The organism is Rhodanobacter sp. MP1X3, assembly GCF_014207165.1.
Classification (GTDB): Bacteria; Pseudomonadota; Gammaproteobacteria; order Xanthomonadales; family Rhodanobacteraceae; genus Rhodanobacter.
The window spans coordinates 775,923-793,774 of record NZ_JACHCO010000001.1; the positions used below are offsets into that span (position 1 = coordinate 775,923).

A 17,852-nucleotide genomic window follows, 5' to 3' on the forward strand; every position below is an offset into this window, starting at 1 on the left:
TGCCTGGATACCGTCATGCGCCGTCTTTGCTGGTTGCTCGTATTGATCCTTTGCACTGGCCTGATCGCGCCGGCCTTTGCTGCTGACGAGGCCGCCGGCTTGCAGGTTGGCCAGGAAGCGCCTGCCTTTCGTCTGGAAGATCAAAACGGCAAGTGGGTCACGCCAGCCGATTTCCATGGTCACTACCTGGTGATGTATTTCTATCCGAAGGATTTCACCCCTGGCTGCACCACCGAGGTATGTACCTTCCGCGATGACATTGCCAAGCTGCGCAAGGCTGGTGCCGACGTGGTGGGCGTGAGCCTGGACGATGTGAAATCGCATGCTGAATTCGCCGGGAAATATCATGTGCCATTTCCGTTGCTGGCTGATTCGGATCGTTCCGTATCAACCACCTACGGCGTGCTGAAGTCGGGGTCTCATTACGCCAAGCGCACCACGTTCCTGATCGATCCGCAGGGCAAGATTGCCAAGATCTACGAGGACGTTGATCCGGAGAAAAGCTCCGGTCAGGTGATGAGCGATTTGGCTGCATTGAAAGTCGCGCCGTAATGCCGGTCGTCGTTTCCCCCGCCCAACTGGCGCGTCCGCGCGGACTGATCATTTGGCGCATCGTCGTCTGGCTGTTGCTGCTGTTCTCCGCGGCCTGCTGCCTAGTGAATGCTCATCATCTCCAATTAGTCTGGGGCCAACTGCAGTCTCCAATACCAATGGACGTTGGCAGCACTGATGCGCTGCATCGGATGATCGGATGGGATTCCGCGTATCTTCTGACAGCTTTCCTACTGATTATTATCAGTGCTGGCTGTATCTTGCTCCAAGGTTGGGCGCGGCCGGTCATGCGTATTGTCTTAGTGTTTCTTGTGATTTGGTTGGCTTCAAGGGGGTGGACGCAGGTGCAGGGTTTGCACGCGATCCAGGCTAACGAAATAACGTTGCAGTCACAGGTGCAGACGACGGCTATCGCTGCCATTGAGCAAAACATGGCTGCATTGCGCCGAGGCTATCAATTCGCCTTGCTGATCGACCTATTAGCATTGCCGCTGCTGCTGTGGCTGTCCTGGAAGCTTGGCAAGCCAGCAGTCCGTGCGCAGTTTCGGAAGCGTCGCTAAGCGTTCAAGGATTGTGGATACTGGCGCCAGAGTCAGGTTCAACTGTTACCAAGGAGAGGCGTAGATGAAACGGTTGCTGTTGGGGTCACTCTGCCTGATGTTGTCATGCGTGGCTTTGGCGGCAGGGCCAAGTGAAGTGCGCAAGCAGGCTCAAGCGGGCATGCTGGTCACCGGATTGATCGAGGTCACGCCTGAGGGCAAGGTCAAAAGCTTTGCCCTTGATCAGCAGAGCAAGCTTCCTGCGCCGGTGGTCGAGCTGCTGGGGGAAAACATACCGACCTGGGAATTCAAGCCTGTGGTCGACGACGGCAAACCGGTGGCGGCAAAGGCAAAAATGAACCTGCGCATCGTTGCCAAGCGCGTCGATGATCAGCACAGCTCCATAAGCATCGAGGGAGCGCAGTTTGGTGAAAACACGAACCAGTCCGGCGAAACCATAACTCGCAAAACGATGGAACAGCCGAAATATCCACCCCTTGAAATAGCTTCTCGAGTTTCAGGAACGGTCTATCTGTTGCTTCGCGTCGGTCGAAACGGACAAGTGGAAGATGCGGCAGCCGAGCAGGTCAACCTTGGCGTATATGCCAGTGAGCGAGATATGGATCGGTTCCGCAATGATCTTGCTGATGCGGCGTTGAAGGCTGCGCGGCAATGGACTTTCAATACGCCGACCGTTGGCAAGCATATCAATGACGACTACTGGGTTGCGCGGGCACCCGTTGCTTTCAATATCATCCTCCGCGGCGCATCGCCGCCTCACGATGAATACGGCAAATGGCAGAGCTACATTCCGGGACCTCGGGAACTTGTGCCGTGGCTTGATAAAAGTCGCTTGATGTCGGGTAGCCCGGACGCGGCTCCCTCGGATGGCGTTTATCAGGTTGGTCAGGGACTGCAGCTGATCACGCCTCTCGCTGGAGCCTGACGAGCGGTTGTCCGTTTCACCCGTTCCGGCCGAAATCGCATTTGCGCGGTGAATCCGAGATCTTCAATCACTGCTGCATTCAGCAAGGGTTCGCCGCTGTCCGGTTATCGCTGGCGGCATCGCCAACGAGAATCCTGCCAATGCATCCCCTCCGCCTCATCGCCACGCTGATGCTTTTGCTGGCGGCCGTTCCCGTCTATGCACAGGATCTGGCCACGACCTGCCATGCAACCAGCAGCTACGACGTGACGCTCAATCCGGACAGTATAGTTTTTGACCGTGCTACACCCGCGCCATCTCGCGTTGAGCTTAAGCATGGCTCGCTCTATACCAATGGCGCATCGGTGCGACTGAATGCGGAAAATCAGGATCGGACGACACTGTTTGAGCGCGATCTGCGTGCGCTTGCACCACGCGTGCGGGCGGTCGCCCAAAATGGCGTGGATATGGCCGTACAGGCAGTACGCGCGGAGAGCGGCGGCATGGGCCTGAGTGCCGAAACGCGCAGCGAGCTCGATCAGCGGTTGAACGCGCATGCCAGCGAACTCAAGCAGCGCATCGCAGCCAGCCGCAGTACGCATGACTGGGATGGCGACGCCACCAACCAATACGCCAACCAGATTGCCAGTGACTTGATGCCTCTGATTGCCGGTGACCTCGGCCAGCAGGCCATTGATGCGGCATTGAGCGGCGATCTGCAGGCAGCCGCGAGCCTGCGTGATCGCGCAGCAAGCCTCACGACCGAGATGCAGCCGCGTCTGCTGCGACGCATGCAGGCACTGCGCCCGCAGATTCAGGCGCTTTGCCCGTCCATTCAGGAACTTGTCGACCTGCAACAGGACATTCGCGACAGCAACGGGCGACCGCTGGATTTGATCCAGACCAGCCGTTGATCGGGCCATTGGCTATCGCTCAACCGACTGCGCGCTGACTGCTATTCGCTAAATACCCCCCGGTTTATGTTTCGCTAAGTGGGCGAGGAAGAGGATGGCGGTCAATCGCCGACCGATCCCCAGGAGGTGGCCATGTCTTCGAGCCTGCCGCAAGGCACGTACAACACCCTGATTCAGCGCAGCATCGACCTGCTCCAGTTATATAGACAGGCGGCATCCACGTGCGAGCCGGGATTGAAAGTTGTGCTCGGCGAAAACGCGCAGACGCTGGACGCGATGATTATCGACTTGCAGACACAATTACGCGCCAGCGGTGGCACGCCGCGCCAATACGGCACGCTGCTTGGGAAAGCTCGCCGCTACTTGGCTGGTTCGTTGGTCAAGGTTGCTGCACATCGTGACGTGGCATGGATTCGCGAACTGGCGGATAGCGAAAGTGGCCTGCTGCATGCATTTGAAAAGGTTGTGGCGGCTCTCCCACCAGAATCAGCGTTGGCCTTGCGAAGGCAGCTTCCGCGTTTGAACAGTATCCGTCTGGATATGGACAATCTCGCAGGTACTGCCCCCTGACGAAACGAGATTAAAAAATGGCCGCCCACTTTCTGGCGGCCATTTGCTTTCGGCATTGAGTTAGACAAAGCGTAAGCGCTCGGCGTGATGCATCGTGGGTCACGATGGCCGCAGGAGAGAGGGAAACACTTCCTTTGCAGTGGGGTATTGGCTCATCAACCCATCATGCATATCGATAATCTTGCCCAGCGGTTATATCCGGCGCTTGGCGCTGCTCTGCGTACGGTCTGTCTCATGGAAATGAGCGCCAGACAACATGGCAAAAGCGCGCGGCGCTGCGTAATAATTTTCGACTATGCTTCATGTAGTGACGAGCCAGACTTGGAAGTTGCGATCGAACGATTGTGCAACTTGGCGCTTCACAAAGTTATAAGGCATGGAAAGCGTGGTAGCGCGTTTGCGTTATTTGATATTCGACTCGACCGGATGCCGAAAGGCACGTTGTAGTTGGTTACATTCAAGGAGAGTTTTATGCGCAGCCTGTTGTTGATTTCGTTAATGGCACTAAGCCTTGGTGTTCAAGCGAATGACACTTTGCGGGTGGGCCAAGAGGTGCTGACGGTAGGTGATCCGGCCACCCATGCCATCGATTTATTGGGCACGCCGGTATACAAGGAGCCGTTGGAGAATAACTTCGGTGCCTACGTCGGCGAACGCTGGCAATACAAGCGTGAAAGCGGCCGCATTGTGACCATCACGATTATCGGCGGCAAAGTGGCCAACATCGAAGAAAGTCAAACGTACTAGGCCAGGTCAGAGCGTGCAGAACCAGCGCGCCAAAAATCACAAGGACTTCAAGCAGACAAGGAGCATGTCATGCGTATTCGTCTTATCGTTGCAATTTCCGCGCTCGGTGCGGCGTTTGTTTTCGGCACGGCTGCCGAAGCTGTCAGCACACTGCGTGTGGGTAATCAGGTACTGACCGCCGGTGATAGCGAGGTGCGCGTCACCGAGCTTCTGGGCAGGCCTTCACATAAATCTCGTGGCCGTAGCTCACGCAGTAACCGTTCTCGCAGCGGCAGCAGTCGGTCACGCCACGTGCGCATTGCGTCCGATGAATCAGGCGGTGAAAAATGGCAGTACCATCGCGATGATCACGTCACCACAGTGACGATTGTCGATGGCAAGGTCACTGATATCGACGATCATCGCATCTGACCAGATCGTATCTGGAAGAATCCGGTGGTAGCGCTTCGGTAGTCATGCGATAAAGCGGGGAATTGTTGGAGATCCCCGGTGACCGTTCCCTCCGCTGGAAATTCATGGTTCGCGCGTTCTGGCCTGTTGCCGCGGGTCAGTCTGCTCAGGCCGCGTGGCGACCACGAGCAGAGCAAGGTCACCAATATCGAACTGTTCTTCGATCTGGTGTTCGTCTACGCGGTGACCCAGCTGTCGCATACCTTGCTGCATCATCTGAACCTGATCGGTGCACTGCAGGTGCTGCTGCTATTTTTGGCCATGTGGTGGGTGTGGATATTTACCGGCTGGGTCACCAACTGGCTTGATCCGGAAAGGCCGCTGGTGCGGTTGGCCCTGCTGACCTTGATGCTCGCAGGTTTGCTGCTATCGATCGCGCTGCCCGAGGCGTTCGGCGAGCGTGGCATGCTGTTCGCCGGCGCCTACGTTTTCATGCAGGTTGGACGAACTTTTTTCATGCTATGGGCGATAGGGGATGCTGCGCCAGCGAATACCCGGAATTTTCAACGCATCGCCGTATGGCTGGTGGCGTCGGGAATTCTCTGGCTGGTCGGCGGATGGCTGGATGGATGGCTGCGCGCGGCATTGTGGGTGGTTGCGTTGCTGCTGGAATACCTTGGTCCCGCGCTGACCTTTCGGGTTCCTGGGCTTGGTCGTTCGAGTACCGCCGACTGGAATGTCGATGGCGGTCACTTGGCTGAGCGCTGCAGTCAGTTTGTGATCATCGCGCTAGGTGAATCAGTGCTGGTGACTGGTTCGAGTTTTGCCGATAGCTTGCGGCAGCCGCAGGCACTCATGGCATTTTTCAGCGCCTTCATCGGCAGCGTCGCCATGTGGTGGATCTATTTCGATCTGGGTGCCGAGCGTGGCAGCCGCGCGATCCGCCAGTCGGTTGATCCGGGCCATACCGCGCGTATCGCTTACACCTATCTGCATCTGCTGATCGTCGCCGGCATCATCGTCTGCGCGGTGGCGGACGAGTTGACCCTGCGTGACCCTCAGCAGCGTACTGATGCGGTCGGTGCCGCCGTACTTCTGGGTGGTCCAGCCTTGTATCTGATCGGCAATGCGCTGTTCAAGAAAACCGTGAACGGCACCAACCTGCCGCTATCGCATCTGATCGGGCTGTCGCTGTTTTTGCTGCTTGCGCTGAGCTTTCCGTGGTGGCCGATAGCGTGGCTGGGCATGGCGACCACGGCCGTGCTGCTGTTGGTGGCGGTTTGGGAGGTGCGCTCGTTGCGCAGTGTGCGCGAGTTGCTGGAAAAGCAATTGCCAGACTGAGCCGCTTCAGCAGATTTTTCATGATTGGTTTGTTAGCGTTGATAAGACTTATCAACCCGAGCCAATGCCATGCACGACTTTCTCGATAATCTGCTGGGAGCAAAACTCTCCGAAAGCGTCATCCATGTCGGATTGAATCTGCTGCTGGCGTTGCTGATTCTGCTGATTGGCATCTGGCTGGCGGCGCGGCTGGCCAATTTTTCCGAGCGCGCGCTGCATCGTGCGCAGGTTGATGTGACGCTGAGCGGTTTTTTGCGCAACCTGATCTATGGCGTGCTGGTTGCCGTGCTGATCGTGACGGCGCTTATTACCGCCGGTGTTTCGGCGGCGCCGCTGGTCGCCGCGCTCGGCACAGCGGGGTTGGCGATAGGGCTGGCCCTGCAAGGGTCGTTGAGCAACCTCGCCTGGGGCGTGCTTTTGATCGTGTTCCGGCCATTCCGCGTCGGTGACTATGTGACTGCCGGCAGCATCGAAGGCACGGTGGAAAGTATCAACCTGATGCATACGCTGATCGTGCTCCCGGACAACCGCGAAGCCATCGTGCCCAATGGCAAGGTGGGTGCCGACGCTATTCTCAACTTCAACCGCCGCGGCACGCGGCGCTTCGAGCTGCCAATTGCGATTGGCTACAAGGATGATATCGGCGGTGCGATGGCCGAGATCAAGCGGCTATTCGATGAAGACTCGCGCATCCTGAAAGATCCGGCACCGGGCGTCTGGACTGGCGCCTTGGGTGACAAATCGGTGAGCCTGATCGTGCGCGGCTGGACGCGTTCATCGGACAACTGGTCGGCGAAAACCGACCTGCTGCGTGCCATCAAGGAGAGTCTCGAGAAGGCGGGCGTGACCCTGGCATTTCCGTAGTACCGGCCGCTATTGCAGGGTCACGGGCTTGCGGTTATCGCCGGATACGCGATCGATCAATTCATTGTACGGATCAATGCCGGCGTCGAAGGGCAGGCTATCGACGGTGACGGTAATCGTGCTGTCGCCACTGGGAAGCGTGCGTTTTTGCAGGTACAGCGGCGTGCCATCCAGCCCGGTGTGTGCGGGCGCGGCAAATACGCCGATCTCGATCGGGGTGTCCGGCGGCGCATCGGTCTCCTTGCCTGTGCCATCGACGTAGACCTTGCCGGCATGCACTTTCATCGTCACTTCGTATTTGCCGTTAGGCAGTTTCTTCGCGGTCGCTTCGGTGATGCGGTTATCGAATAGGGTGATATTCCAGAACAGGTCATCCAGCAGGGATTTCCACTTTGGATCGATTGCGCTGCCCAGTGCATCCATGAATTCCTTTGAGGTGGTGTAGGGCGGTTGCTGGAAGCCTTTGGCTTCAAGAAAACCTTTCAGCGCCTTGTCGAGCGTGTCCTCGCCGATGTAATCCTGTAAGGCGTAGAACACCAGCGAGCCTTTCCGATAGTGGATGTACTGCTGATTTTCCACTTTCGCCAGTGGCTCCTCGGCCACTTTCTCGGTACTGCGACCGGCCAGATAGCCGTCCAGCTCATATTTCAGGAATCGACGCATCTGGCTGGCGCCATACTTTTGCTTCATCACCATCAGCGCCGAATACTGCGCCAGCGATTCACTGAGCATGGTCGAGCCCTGCATGTTGGCGCCGATCACACGGTGAGCCCACCACTGATGCGCCACTTCGTGGGCGGTGACGTAGTAGACATAGTCAACCTTGCTGGTATTTCGTAGGTCGGCAATGAAGCCGATCGATTCGGAGAACGGAATGGTATTGGCAAAAGACTGCGCCAAACTTACGTAATTCGGAAACTCCAGGATGCGCAGCTGATGAAACTGGTACGGTGTGTAGTGAGCATCGTAGTAATCCAGCGCATCTTCCGCACCCTGGATCATCCGGTCCACGTTCCACGCATGCGCGGGATTGTAATACACCGAAATATCCACGCCCTTCCATAGCTCGTGCTTCACCGTATAACGCGCGGAGAGGTAGGCGAAGAACGGCAGCGTCGGTTGGTCTTTTCCATCCTGGTCCATTGTGTAATGGAAATAGTGCCGGCCGTTGGCCGTCCAATCCTTTTGCAGATAGCCGGGAGCCACCGCGATCTGGTCGGCGGCGGTGGATACGGTGGTATCGAAACTGATCCAGTCCGCGTCGTTGCTGATATAGGTATTCGCGCGCGCTTTCTCGTCGCCGAGCTTCGGCATGCGCGGCACTTGGGCGCTGAGTCCGTACTTGCGGCGATCGTTGCGATCGGTGATCTGATCGTCGGTCTGATAGCCGAACTGCGGCATGACGCTGTTGTTGAAGAAGGTACCGTTGTAAGCAAGGAACTGACCTTCCGGGCTGTTGTTGAAACCCTTAGGCGCATATTCGAGGGCGAAGTCGAAATCCATCGATGCGCCCGGCGCGAGCGGCGTTTTCAGACGATAGATGATGTAGCCGAGGTCCTTGTCGTCGCTGACCGTGTCGTGTGGTGCGAAGTCGAGCGACTTCACGGTGAGCCCATCGGCAAAGTTCACGTGCAGTTCGCTGATTGGCGCATCGTGTTTGTTGACCAGGGTGTAATGGCCGCGGATTTCCAACCTGCGCTCGTTCGGATAGATGTCCACATCCGCTTTCACTGCGGTGATGCGCGGTTGTGGTAGATCTTTGAACTTCGCATATTTCTTTTCGTAGCTGGCTTGCTGCTCCAGCTTGTCGCTGCTGCTCTGGTAATGGTTGAGCACGTTGGTGTTGTAGTAGATCCACGCGCCACTCCCGATGAAGGCGAGCAGCGCCAATGAGAGGGCAAACCGTGCCGGTACGTGCAGCCGCGTGCGTGCCTCGCGAACGCGATCGCGCCATGCGTGGCCAGTGCCGCGTACCCAGAACAGTGCCGCAAGCACCAGCAGTACGACGGCGCAACTGGCCCAGTAGAAGTCGAACCAGAGTGCAGCCTTCAGGAAATGCCCGAAGCCGTTCATGTCCGAATACGGCGTCTCCGGTGCGGAGCCGTAGTTGTACAGATTCTGTTCCCAGTGCAGCAGGCCGAAACCGATCTGTGCCACCAGCCAGACAATGGTCAGCAGATAGCCGAGAAACTTGTTGTTCGAGATCACCTGCAGGAACAACGCCAGCACAGCCAGCAGCACGAACGGAATCGCGTCCAGTGCCAGCGAGCCCAGATAAAGGCCGGGTTCGATATGCGTGTAACCATGACCGAGCTGCCACACGATGCCGACAACAGCGCCTACCAAAAGGAATGTTGCGATCACGGTGATCAACGCACCGAGCTTTGCAGTCAGCGGTATCCAGTCCGGCAGTGGAAACGCGTCGCTTACTTCGGCCGAACGCTGGCTGCGCTCGCGCCACACCAGTTCACCGGCATAGAAAGTGATGATGATGTATAGCAGCCACTGGTAGCCGCCACGAATGTTTTCCAGTACCTGATGCGTGACTGGATAGGTTGAGGTGCCGTAGATCTGGCCGGACAGCAGAAAGGCGCCGACCACATTGGCAATGCCTAGCGCCAGCATAATCAGGAACGGCGCACCGCGCAGCACGCCCAGGGTGTCGAACGCGAACAATGTGCGTAGCTGCAGCCGGTGCGCGCGTGCGTCATCGGAGAGTTGCACCGCGGGCAGCGCCAGCGCCGTCGCCGTGGACTGCGGTCGCAGCATGGGCGGCTCCGCTCGTTTCTTGCGTCGGGGTAATTGCAGTCCTTCGCGATTCGGCCGGAACAATACAAACGCTGCTGCCAGAATCACCAGACTCACTGCACTCCACAGCAACCGGTTGAACAGCAGTACGCCTTCCAGCGCGGGCAATTCATGATTGGACTGATACGCAGACCAGTAGCGCGTCACCAATGCCATCGTACGTGCGCCGAATGGATCGAGCATCGCCGCCATGAAGTGATTGTTGATGTCCTTGGTCAGCTGACCGACCACACTTTGCAGCACGAAGTAGGCGATCACGCCGACATAGGTCGCCAGCAGCGAACGCGTCGTCGTTGCCAGCAGAAAGAGCAGCGACGCGATAAACAGCATGTCCGGTATCACCATCACACCGAACGCCCACGCGTACCCGTGCCAGCTCGCCGGACCTAGCCGAACGGTATCTATCCACGGCATGAAACTGCCGATCGCAAGGCCTAGCGCGCATGCCAGCATGATCGCCAGCGCCGCCAGATAACCCGCGGCAAAGCGACCGCCGAGATAGGCGCGACGGCTGATCGGCGTACTGAAGAAAAGTTCTGCGGTGCGTTGATCGAAGTCGCGCAGCGCGGCACCGGCAACGAACAGCGTCACCAGAAACATACTGAGCACGGTAAGCACGCTCATCAGCCGTACGATGACCGTCGGTGCATTGCGCAGCACGTTGCCGCTGGCGCCGCCGATGACGACGGCATCGGTGCTGACCAGGGTGAACGCCAGCGCGCCGAACACCAGCGCAACAATCCAGAACAGCGGTGCCTTGAGCTGCTGGCGTAATTCGAACCGGAAGATCTCGAAGAACATCAATGTTCCTGTGGCTGTGCGGCGGGTTTCTATCAGAGGAAGATGCGAGGTTAGGCGGCTCGCGCCACCGTGCCCTGTTCGCGCAGGCGCCCGAAATAGACGTCCTCCAGATCCGGCGCGACCGCCTCGAAACCTTCGCCCGGTTGTGTGTCAGCCAGCACGTGCAACAAGGTGCGGCCGCCGGCGAGGCGGGTGGACAGGATATTCATGCGCGCCCGATAGCCGTCCAGTTCGGCCTTGTCGATACTGCGGCGCCAGACGCGGCCTTCGAGTGAGCGGATCGCCTCGATCGGCTCGCCACTGAGCAGCACCTGGCCTTGCGCAATGATCGCCATGCGCGGGCACAGGTCGGTCACGTCCTCGACGATATGGGTGGACAGAATCACCACCACACGCTCGCCAATTTCCGCTAGCAGGTTGAGGAAGCGGTTGCGTTCCTCGGGATCGAGCCCAGCCGTGGGCTCGTCGACAATGACCAACCTTGGATCGCCGATCAGCGCCTGCGCGATGCCAAAGCGCTGGCGCATGCCGCCGGAGTAGGTACCCAGCTTGCGCTTGCGAACGTCCCACAGGTTCACTTGCCGCAGCAGCGATTCGACCAGCTCGCGCCGCTCGGCTTTTACGGTAACACCCTTGAGTACGGCGAAGTGATCAAGCATTGCCTCCGCGGAAACCTTCGGATACACGCCAAATTCCTGCGGCAGATAGCCGAGCTTGCGTCGGGTGGCGTGCTTGTCGGCGAGCAGGTCGACGCCGTCGAGCATGATGCTGCCCGCGTCCGGATCCTGCAGCGTGGCAATCGTGCGCATCAAAGACGACTTGCCCGCGCCGTTGGGGCCGAGCAGGCCGAACATGCCGTGCGGAATCTCCAGTGACACGCTGCGCAGTGCGCGCACACCGTTGGCGTAGGTCTTCGACAGGTCACGAATGATCAGCATGCATGGCTTCCTTGGCCGTGCGCGCAGCATGCGCACAATGGCGTTTGTGACAGTTAGCGTAGGGCATCGATAGCTGCTTTGCGTGCGCTCAAGGTAATGCATACGCATGCGTATGGCTTGGTGTGCTTTATCGCGATATCTCTGCAAAGGCAGACGGACCGTGCAGGCGTTCGTTATGATGGTGGCCTTGCCCGCGACCGCCATCCCCAGGCGCTACGCCACCGCCATTTGCAGGAGTCCCCATGGCTGATCTGAAAGAAGCCCGTGTTCCCGATATCGGCCAGTCCGACGTTCCGGTCATCGAAGTACTGGTCAAAGCCGGTGATCGCGTCGAAAAAGAACAAAGCCTGATTACGCTGGAATCGGACAAGGCCACCATGGAAGTGCCCGCGCCGTTCGCCGGCACGGTGAAGGAAGTAAAGGTCAAAGTCGGTGACGAAGTGGCCGAAGGCACACTGATTGCCACTATCGAGGCCGATGACGCCGCGTCGGAAGCTGCGCCCGCCGCCAAGGCCGAGGCGCCGAAGACAGAACCCAAGAAGGTCGAAGACAAGCAGGCCGAGGCTACCAAGCAAGACAGTAAGCCCGTCGAAGAAAAGCCGGCGCCGATCGGCGGCCGTGCCGTGCTGCCGGGCAATGCGCCCGAAGGCGATGCCGCACCGTCGGCGCGCCCACCGCTTGATGCCACCATCGTGATGCCGGGCGACGCGCCTTACGCCAGCCCGGCCATCCGTGCGTTTGCCCGTGAGCTCGGGGTGGATGTCGCCCAGGTCAAGGGCAGCGGCCGCGGCGGTCGTATCCAGCGCGAGGACGTCAGTGATTACGTGAAGCACGCACTGGCCTCGGGCGCGCGTCCGGTCGTCGGCAGCGCCTCGACGTCGGTCGGCGGTCTCAACCTGCTGCCCTGGCCGAAGATCGACTTTTCCAAATTCGGCGAGATCGAGGAAAAGGCGCTCTCGCGCATCCAGAAGATTTCCGGCGCCAACCTCGCGCGCAACTGGGCGATGATCCCGCACGTCACCCAGCACGATGATGCCGATATCACCGAGCTGGAAGCCTTCCGCAAGAAGCTCGGCGAAGAGAACAAAGATTTGAAAGTCACCCCGCTGGTGTTCCAGATCAAGGCGGTGGTCGCGGCGCTGAAGCAGTTCCCGCAGTTCAACGCCTCGCTCGACGAGTCCGGCGAAAAGCTCATCCTGAAGAAATATTTCCATATCGGCATCGCGGTCGATACGCCCGATGGTCTGGTCGTGCCGGTGATCCGGGATTGCGACAAGAAGGGCCTGCTCGACCTGGCCCGCGAGCTGGGCGAGATTTCGAAAAAGGCGCGCGAGAAGAAGCTCGGCCCGGCGGAAATGTCCGGCGGCTGTTTCTCGATCAGCTCGCTGGGCGGCATCGGCGGTACCGGCTTCACGCCGATCGTCAATGCACCGGAAGTGGCGATCCTCGGCGTGTCCAAGGCGGCGATGAAGCCGGTATGGAACGGCAAGGAGTTCGCACCTCGCCTGTTACTACCGCTCTCGCTGAGCTACGACCACCGCGTGATCGATGGTGCGCTCGCTGCACGCTTCGCCGCCTTCCTCGCCACACAGCTTGGCGACATTCGCCGACTATTGCTCTGACTGCGCTTTCCCTCTCCCATTGGGGAGAGGCTTGCGGCGAGGGATGGCTATCCGCCTGATCCTCGCCTGCGATAGCTCCCATACCTACACCAACACTCCGCGCCGTTCGTGCCGCGAGTGACTACAAAGGATCTCCCCATGGCCAACACCATCGAAATCAAGGTTCCCGACATCGGCGGCAATAGCAGCGTGCCGGTCATTGAAATTCTGGTGCAGGTCGGCGACACGGTAACGAAGGAACAGAGCCTGATTACGCTGGAGTCGGACAAGGCGACCATGGAGATTCCCACTAGCGTCGCGGGCGTCATCAAAGAGATCAAGCTGAAGGTAGGTGACGAAGTTTCCGAAGGGAGCGTGATCGCCATGGTGGAAACCGCCTCCGACGAAGCCGCTGAAGCCAAGTCACCCACCAAGCACGAGGTGCCCAAGCCAGAATCAGCCAAGGCCGAAGTGGCGAAGCCGGAAACCGCAAAAGTCGATGCGCCCGCGGCCTCCAACGACAAGCCGGCTGCGCCAGCGCCGAAGGCAGCAGGTGAGTCCGGCCGTAAGTCGGATATTGACTGCAAACTTGTCGTGCTGGGTTCGGGCCCGGGCGGATATACGGCGGCCTTTCGTGCCGCCGATCTCGGCGTCGATACGGTGCTGGTCGAACGCTACGCCACGCTGGGTGGTGTCTGCCTCAACGTCGGCTGCATTCCGTCCAAGGCGCTGTTGCACGCCGCCACCGTGATCGACGAGGCCGAAGCGATGGCTGCTCACGGCATTACTTTCGGCAAACCGAAAATCGAGATCGACAAGCTACGCGATTTCAAGACCAAGGTGGTCGGCAAGCTCACTGGCGGGCTCACCTCGATGGCCAAGCAGCGCAAGGTGCGTACCGTCGAAGGCGTGGGCGCGTTTATCTCGCCGAATGAACTGGAAGTCCAGACGAAAGATGGCAAGAAGCTCATCCGCTTCGAAAACGCGATCATCGCCGCTGGTTCGCAGTCGGTGAAGCTGCCGTCGTTCCCATGGGACGACGAGCGCATCATCGACTCCACCGGTGCGCTGGAGCTGAAGGACGTGCCGAAGAAACTGCTGGTCGTCGGTGGCGGCATCATCGGTCTGGAGATGGCCACGGTGTATTCGGCATTGGGCAGCGAAGTGACCGTGGTCGAGTTCATGGATCAGCTGATACCTGGCGCCGATGCCGACCTGATCAAGCCGCTGGCGCAGCGCCTGGCCAAACGGCTCAAGGGCATCCACCTCAAGACCAAGGTGGTCGAGGCCAAGGCCACCAAGAAAGGCATTGAAGTCAGTTACGAGGGCGATAGCGTGCCCGCCGCCACGCTGTTCGATCGCGTGTTGGTGTCAGTAGGTCGCTCGCCCAACGGCGGCAAGATCGGCGCCGACAAGGCTGGCGTCAGTGTCAGCGATCGCGGCTTCATCGCGGTCGATAATCAGATGCGCACCAACGTGCCGCACATATTCGCCATCGGCGATCTGGTCGGTCAGCCGATGTTGGCGCACAAGGCCACGCACGAAGCCAAGGTCGCTGCCGAGGTCATTGCCGGTCACAAGAGCTATTTCGATGCGCGGGTGATTCCATCGGTCGCGTATACCGATCCGGAAATCGCCTGGGTCGGCGTCAGCGAGCGCGAGGCGAAGGAAAAAGGCCTGAAAGTCGGCGTCGCCAAATTCCCCTGGGCTGCCAGCGGCCGCGCTATCGGCAACGATCGCACCGAAGGCTTCACCAAGCTGCTGTTCGACGAGGCTACCCATCGCATCGTCGGTGGTGGCATTGTCGGCCAGCATGCCGGGGATCTGATCTCCGAGGTAACGCTGGCGATCGAGATGGGTAGTGAAGCCGCCGATATCGGCCTCACCATCCATCCGCATCCGACGTTGAGTGAATCCGTCGGCATGGCGGCGGAAATCTACGAAGGCACGATTACCGATCTGTATATGCCGAAGAAAAAGTAAGCCTGCGTAGGTTGGGGTGAGCGCAAGCGAACCCCAACATCCCCAGCGGCATCACTTTGAAGTTCATGGCTGCTCTGATGTTTGGCCAATCATTCTTCGCGCAGAAACCCCAGCTTCCGTTCCTTCGGCAACTGCTTGATCTGCCACTCGGCACGCGAAGCGCTCGATCGATCAGGATAGTTGCGAAAACCAAGTAGCCGCAGCGGCGGATTCGCGCGGGTGTAGCGCGCGCCGCGCCCGCTCACGTGGGCGGCATAGCGAACTTCGAGCCGGTTGGTGATGCCGGCGTAATAGCTGCCATTGCGGCATTCGATCAGATAGACGCACCAGTTTTTGACGAGAGTGGTCGCTTGAGGCGTCGCAGGTTTAGCAACAGGTGATGTCATCACTATCTGTCCATGCAGAGAGGTGCGATGTTGCTTGAAATGCACCCGTAGCGCTTTGTGTGCCGGGTATGCGTAGATGGCCCGCTTGACTCCCCCATCACGCCGCACAGGTTATCAATAACGTGTACTCCAATGGAGAGTCAGCCATGAACAAGTCACTTATTCTTGCTGCGAGTCTGGCGCTAGGCCTCTCTGCTGCGACAGCGGCGCAGGCGCGCCAAGTCTGCCATGACGTGCAGGTCAAACATATCCAGTCGCAGGATAGTCACCGTCTGATCGGTACTGGCGTTGGCGCTGTTGCGGGTGGCCTGCTTGGTCATCAGGTAGGTGGCGGCAAAGGCAAAACACTGGCAACCGTGGGCGGCGCCGTAGCCGGTGGTGTTGTAGGTAACCAGGTACAGAAGAACGCGCAGAATCAGAAGGCCTACTACACGACCGAACGTCGCTGCGAGGAAGTCGACGACTGATCTGCCTCAGCCAAGAAGACGCAGATCCAAGGCCCAGAGGCAAATCGCGTCTGGGCCTTTTAGCAGGTAGGAGAGGGATGTTAGTAAGGAGTGCCCTGATCACGCTCACGCTTCAGGGCGCGGGCATACCAGAAGAATTCGCTGAGGAAGCGATCGAGTGATTTTTGCGTGCGCGGGTCCGCTGGCTTTCCACCCTCGTCCAGTGCCGTGGCTATATGCGGAATAGGGCATAGGCTGGGAACGCTCGGCATACCGAGTTCCGCCAGGGTCGCGCGTAACGCCATCGCCGCGCGCACGCCACCGAACGGCCCCTGCGAATAGCAGACGATGCCGGACGGTCGCCAGAAATATTCTTCGAGGAAGTGATCCAGCAGGTTCTTCATCGCGGGCGGTATGCCGTGGTTGTACTCGGCGCTGATGATCAGAAAGCCATCGACACGGCGATACAGGGTTGCCAGTGTTTCCAGTAATTCGGGCGCGGTTCCCGCATCGTATTCCTTGTACATCCGGTCGAGCAGCGGCAGCGGCGTTTTCATCGGATCGACCAGCACGGCCTCGTGGCCGCGCGCTTCGAGTGATTTAACCACCAGGCGGGCAGCGCGTATGCCCATACGTTCGTGGCGTACCGTGCCGAGCAGTACGGCGATGGACAGAGGTTTGGATTCAGTCGTCATGGCGTGCTCCGTAAGTGCAGGCACAATAACCGCAGCGAAGTTGCATTCGCGTGTGCGTGAGTCACACATAAAAATGCCGGCTCGCAGTATCTGCGGCCGGCATAAGGTGACACTGGAGTTACCAAAGTGTGCCGCGCGGGCCACGTCGGAGTGAAGTATCGCGGCTCAGGCAACCGTCAATGTGACGTCGATGTTGCCGCGGGTGGCGTTGGAGTAAGGGCAGACAATGTGTGCCTTCTCAACCAGTGCCTCGGCCTGTGCGTGGTCGAGACCCGGAATCGTGATCTTCAGTGCCACTTCGATGCCAAAACCGGTCGGAATCGGGCCAATGCCGACGTCGCCTTCGACCGTGGTATCAGCGGGTAGGCTGATCTTCTGCTGACCGGCGACGTACTTCAGCGCGCCGAGGAAGCAGGCCGAGTAGCCGGCTGCAAACAGCTGCTCTGGGTTGGTGCCGTCACCGCCGGCTCCACCGAGTTCTTTCGGTGTGGTCAGTTTGACGTCAAGCACCTTGTCGGACGAGACGGCGCGGCCGTCACGACCGCCTTTGGCTGTGGCATGGGCGCGGTAGGCAACTTTTTCGATAGACATGGTGTGTCTCCTTTTGTGGTGGGTGAGTTGAATGGTTGCGAATGGGTGAAGACGATGAGTACAAAACGGCGAATTCTCTTCCTGCCTATATATAGCTAACTATTAAATAGCACACTATGTAAAAGATAAATGAAAGTTGGTATGGATTTCGCTTGCTCACTCGCTTGTCAACTATTGCTGGCGAGCTTTTCACGCAAGCCTGTCAGCTGTTTCTTCAGCGCCACCATTTCATCGAGCTCGCAGCCGGTGGCACAGAACACGGCGTTTGGCACGCTGCCGGCCTGTTTCTTCAGCGCGCGGCCTTCCGAGGTCAGCGAGATGATGACCTGCCGTTCGTCCTCAGCCGAACGTACACGATCCAACAACCCGGCAGCTTCCAGACGCTTGAGCAGCGGTGTCAGTGTCGCCGAGTCCAGAAAAAGACGTCCGCCGATATCCGACACTGTCAGATCGTCGCGCTCCCAAAGTATCAGCATCACCAGGTATTGCGGATAGGTAAGACGCAGCCGGGATAGCAGTGTGCGATAGACCTTGTTCATTGCCAGTCCGGCCGAATACAGCGCAAAACACAGCTGCTGGTCGAGTTGCAGCAGCGACTTGGTTGCACTTGCGGTGTCTTTAGCCTTCATGGGGTCGCAATATACATAGCGCACTACTTAATTGCAAGTTACCAGAAAAGAATCTCCAAAGGGAGCGCATGGAACCCGACTTCACTGATCACGGCGTTGCCACCTCATAGCCCTGCATCCAATCGCGGCCAA

The 17,852-nt window shown here is 58.8% G+C and carries 17 protein-coding genes and 1 pseudogene; 12 read left to right on the forward strand and 6 right to left on the reverse strand.

Annotated elements, in window-relative coordinates; all coding sequences use genetic code 11:
- Positions 1-15: 15 nt before the first annotated feature.
- From HDE79_RS03100 to HDE79_RS03140, 9 genes are all read left to right on the forward strand, one after another.
- The gene (locus tag HDE79_RS03100) at positions 16-552 is read left to right on the forward strand and encodes a peroxiredoxin (RefSeq protein WP_184600448.1); all 537 of its coding nucleotides are present in this window, start codon (positions 16-18) and stop codon (positions 550-552) included.
- Complete coding sequence (locus HDE79_RS03105; RefSeq protein WP_184600449.1) at positions 552-1,112, forward strand: hypothetical protein; 561 nt, start codon at positions 552-554, stop codon at positions 1,110-1,112. The genes HDE79_RS03100 and HDE79_RS03105 overlap by 1 nt, the downstream gene beginning before the upstream one ends.
- Positions 1,113-1,176: 64 nt before the next feature.
- Positions 1,177-2,037, forward strand: a complete 861-nt coding sequence (locus tag HDE79_RS03110; protein WP_184600450.1) for an energy transducer TonB — start codon at positions 1,177-1,179, stop codon at positions 2,035-2,037.
- Positions 2,038-2,177: 140 nt separating this feature from the next.
- On the forward strand, positions 2,178-2,930 hold the full coding sequence (locus tag HDE79_RS03115) for a DUF2884 family protein (protein ID WP_184600451.1): 753 nt from the start codon (positions 2,178-2,180) through the stop codon (positions 2,928-2,930).
- 132 nt (positions 2,931-3,062) lie between these two features.
- The gene (locus HDE79_RS03120) at positions 3,063-3,500 is read left to right on the forward strand and encodes a DUF2383 domain-containing protein (RefSeq protein ID WP_184600452.1); all 438 of its coding nucleotides are present in this window, start codon (positions 3,063-3,065) and stop codon (positions 3,498-3,500) included.
- A gap of 471 nt (positions 3,501-3,971) precedes the next feature.
- Complete coding sequence (locus HDE79_RS03125) at positions 3,972-4,247, forward strand: DUF2845 domain-containing protein (RefSeq protein ID WP_184600453.1); 276 nt, start codon at positions 3,972-3,974, stop codon at positions 4,245-4,247.
- Positions 4,248-4,316: 69 nt separating this feature from the next.
- The gene (locus HDE79_RS03130; RefSeq protein WP_184600454.1) at positions 4,317-4,658 is read left to right on the forward strand and encodes a DUF2845 domain-containing protein; all 342 of its coding nucleotides are present in this window, start codon (positions 4,317-4,319) and stop codon (positions 4,656-4,658) included.
- A gap of 78 nt (positions 4,659-4,736) precedes the next feature.
- Positions 4,737-5,978, forward strand: coding sequence for a low temperature requirement protein A (locus tag HDE79_RS03135; protein WP_343205897.1), 1,242 nt, complete (start codon positions 4,737-4,739; stop codon positions 5,976-5,978).
- 69 nt (positions 5,979-6,047) lie between these two features.
- The gene (locus HDE79_RS03140; protein ID WP_184600455.1) at positions 6,048-6,842 is read left to right on the forward strand and encodes a mechanosensitive ion channel domain-containing protein; all 795 of its coding nucleotides are present in this window, start codon (positions 6,048-6,050) and stop codon (positions 6,840-6,842) included.
- 9 nt (positions 6,843-6,851) lie between these two features.
- Here HDE79_RS03140 and HDE79_RS03145 read toward each other — a convergent pair whose 3' ends face one another.
- Both HDE79_RS03145 and HDE79_RS03150 read right to left on the reverse strand, forming a co-directional pair.
- A complete protein-coding gene (locus HDE79_RS03145) occupies positions 6,852-10,451 on the reverse strand; it encodes a M1 family aminopeptidase (protein ID WP_184600456.1) in 3,600 nt (1,199 codons plus the stop codon).
- 50 nt (positions 10,452-10,501) lie between these two features.
- Positions 10,502-11,389, reverse strand: coding sequence for an ABC transporter ATP-binding protein (locus HDE79_RS03150; protein WP_184600457.1), 888 nt, complete (start codon positions 11,387-11,389; stop codon positions 10,502-10,504).
- A 236-nt stretch (positions 11,390-11,625) separates the two neighbouring features.
- On the opposite strand from HDE79_RS03150, the pseudogene aceF reads away from it, so the two are divergent.
- Both aceF and lpdA read left to right on the forward strand, forming a co-directional pair.
- A pseudogene (gene aceF, locus HDE79_RS03155) lies at positions 11,626-13,011 on the forward strand (dihydrolipoyllysine-residue acetyltransferase); the annotation flags it as partial.
- 138 nt (positions 13,012-13,149) lie between these two features.
- Positions 13,150-14,973, forward strand: coding sequence for a dihydrolipoyl dehydrogenase (gene lpdA / locus HDE79_RS03160; RefSeq protein ID WP_184600459.1), 1,824 nt, complete (start codon positions 13,150-13,152; stop codon positions 14,971-14,973).
- 89 nt (positions 14,974-15,062) lie between these two features.
- On the opposite strand, the gene HDE79_RS03165 is transcribed toward lpdA, so the two are convergent.
- Complete coding sequence (locus HDE79_RS03165) at positions 15,063-15,359, reverse strand: GIY-YIG nuclease family protein (RefSeq protein ID WP_184600460.1); 297 nt, start codon at positions 15,357-15,359, stop codon at positions 15,063-15,065.
- A gap of 146 nt (positions 15,360-15,505) precedes the next feature.
- On the opposite strand from HDE79_RS03165, the gene HDE79_RS03170 reads away from it, so the two are divergent.
- The gene (locus tag HDE79_RS03170; RefSeq protein ID WP_184600461.1) at positions 15,506-15,826 is read left to right on the forward strand and encodes a glycine zipper 2TM domain-containing protein; all 321 of its coding nucleotides are present in this window, start codon (positions 15,506-15,508) and stop codon (positions 15,824-15,826) included.
- Between the two features lie 80 nt (positions 15,827-15,906).
- Here the strand turns inward: HDE79_RS03170 and HDE79_RS03175 are convergent, their stop codons facing one another.
- From HDE79_RS03175 to HDE79_RS03185, 3 genes are all read right to left on the reverse strand, one after another.
- Entirely contained in the window at positions 15,907-16,500 is a 594-nt protein-coding gene (locus tag HDE79_RS03175) for an NADPH-dependent FMN reductase (protein ID WP_184600462.1), read from the reverse strand.
- A gap of 165 nt (positions 16,501-16,665) precedes the next feature.
- Complete coding sequence (locus tag HDE79_RS03180) at positions 16,666-17,091, reverse strand: organic hydroperoxide resistance protein (RefSeq protein ID WP_184600463.1); 426 nt, start codon at positions 17,089-17,091, stop codon at positions 16,666-16,668.
- A gap of 167 nt (positions 17,092-17,258) precedes the next feature.
- Positions 17,259-17,720, reverse strand: a complete 462-nt coding sequence (locus HDE79_RS03185) for a MarR family transcriptional regulator (protein WP_184600464.1) — start codon at positions 17,718-17,720, stop codon at positions 17,259-17,261.
- Positions 17,721-17,852 lie beyond the last annotated feature (132 nt).

Excerpts from the sequence above, each read along its gene's own strand:
- HDE79_RS03140 (WP_184600455.1), top strand. The coding sequence starts at position 6,048 with ATGCACGACTTTCTCGATAATCTGCTGGGAGCAAAACTCTCCGAAAGC.
- HDE79_RS03100 (WP_184600448.1), top strand. The coding sequence starts at position 16 with ATGCGCCGTCTTTGCTGGTTGCTCGTATTGATCCTTTGCACTGGCCTG.
- HDE79_RS03105 (WP_184600449.1), top strand. The coding sequence starts at position 552 with ATGCCGGTCGTCGTTTCCCCCGCCCAACTGGCGCGTCCGCGCGGACTG.
- HDE79_RS03115 (WP_184600451.1), top strand. The coding sequence starts at position 2,178 with ATGCATCCCCTCCGCCTCATCGCCACGCTGATGCTTTTGCTGGCGGCC.
- HDE79_RS03125 (WP_184600453.1), top strand. The coding sequence starts at position 3,972 with ATGCGCAGCCTGTTGTTGATTTCGTTAATGGCACTAAGCCTTGGTGTT.
- HDE79_RS03145 (WP_184600456.1), bottom strand. The coding sequence starts at position 10,451 with ATGTTCTTCGAGATCTTCCGGTTCGAATTACGCCAGCAGCTCAAGGCA.
- HDE79_RS03110 (WP_184600450.1), top strand. The coding sequence starts at position 1,177 with ATGAAACGGTTGCTGTTGGGGTCACTCTGCCTGATGTTGTCATGCGTG.
- lpdA (WP_184600459.1), top strand. The coding sequence starts at position 13,150 with ATGGCCAACACCATCGAAATCAAGGTTCCCGACATCGGCGGCAATAGC.
- HDE79_RS03185 (WP_184600464.1), bottom strand. The coding sequence starts at position 17,720 with ATGAAGGCTAAAGACACCGCAAGTGCAACCAAGTCGCTGCTGCAACTC.
- HDE79_RS03175 (WP_184600462.1), bottom strand. The coding sequence starts at position 16,500 with ATGACGACTGAATCCAAACCTCTGTCCATCGCCGTACTGCTCGGCACG.
- HDE79_RS03180 (WP_184600463.1), bottom strand. The coding sequence starts at position 17,091 with ATGTCTATCGAAAAAGTTGCCTACCGCGCCCATGCCACAGCCAAAGGC.
- HDE79_RS03150 (WP_184600457.1), bottom strand. The coding sequence starts at position 11,389 with ATGCTGATCATTCGTGACCTGTCGAAGACCTACGCCAACGGTGTGCGC.
- HDE79_RS03130 (WP_184600454.1), top strand. The coding sequence starts at position 4,317 with ATGCGTATTCGTCTTATCGTTGCAATTTCCGCGCTCGGTGCGGCGTTT.
- HDE79_RS03170 (WP_184600461.1), top strand. The coding sequence starts at position 15,506 with ATGAACAAGTCACTTATTCTTGCTGCGAGTCTGGCGCTAGGCCTCTCT.
- HDE79_RS03120 (WP_184600452.1), top strand. The coding sequence starts at position 3,063 with ATGTCTTCGAGCCTGCCGCAAGGCACGTACAACACCCTGATTCAGCGC.
- HDE79_RS03165 (WP_184600460.1), bottom strand. The coding sequence starts at position 15,359 with ATGACATCACCTGTTGCTAAACCTGCGACGCCTCAAGCGACCACTCTC.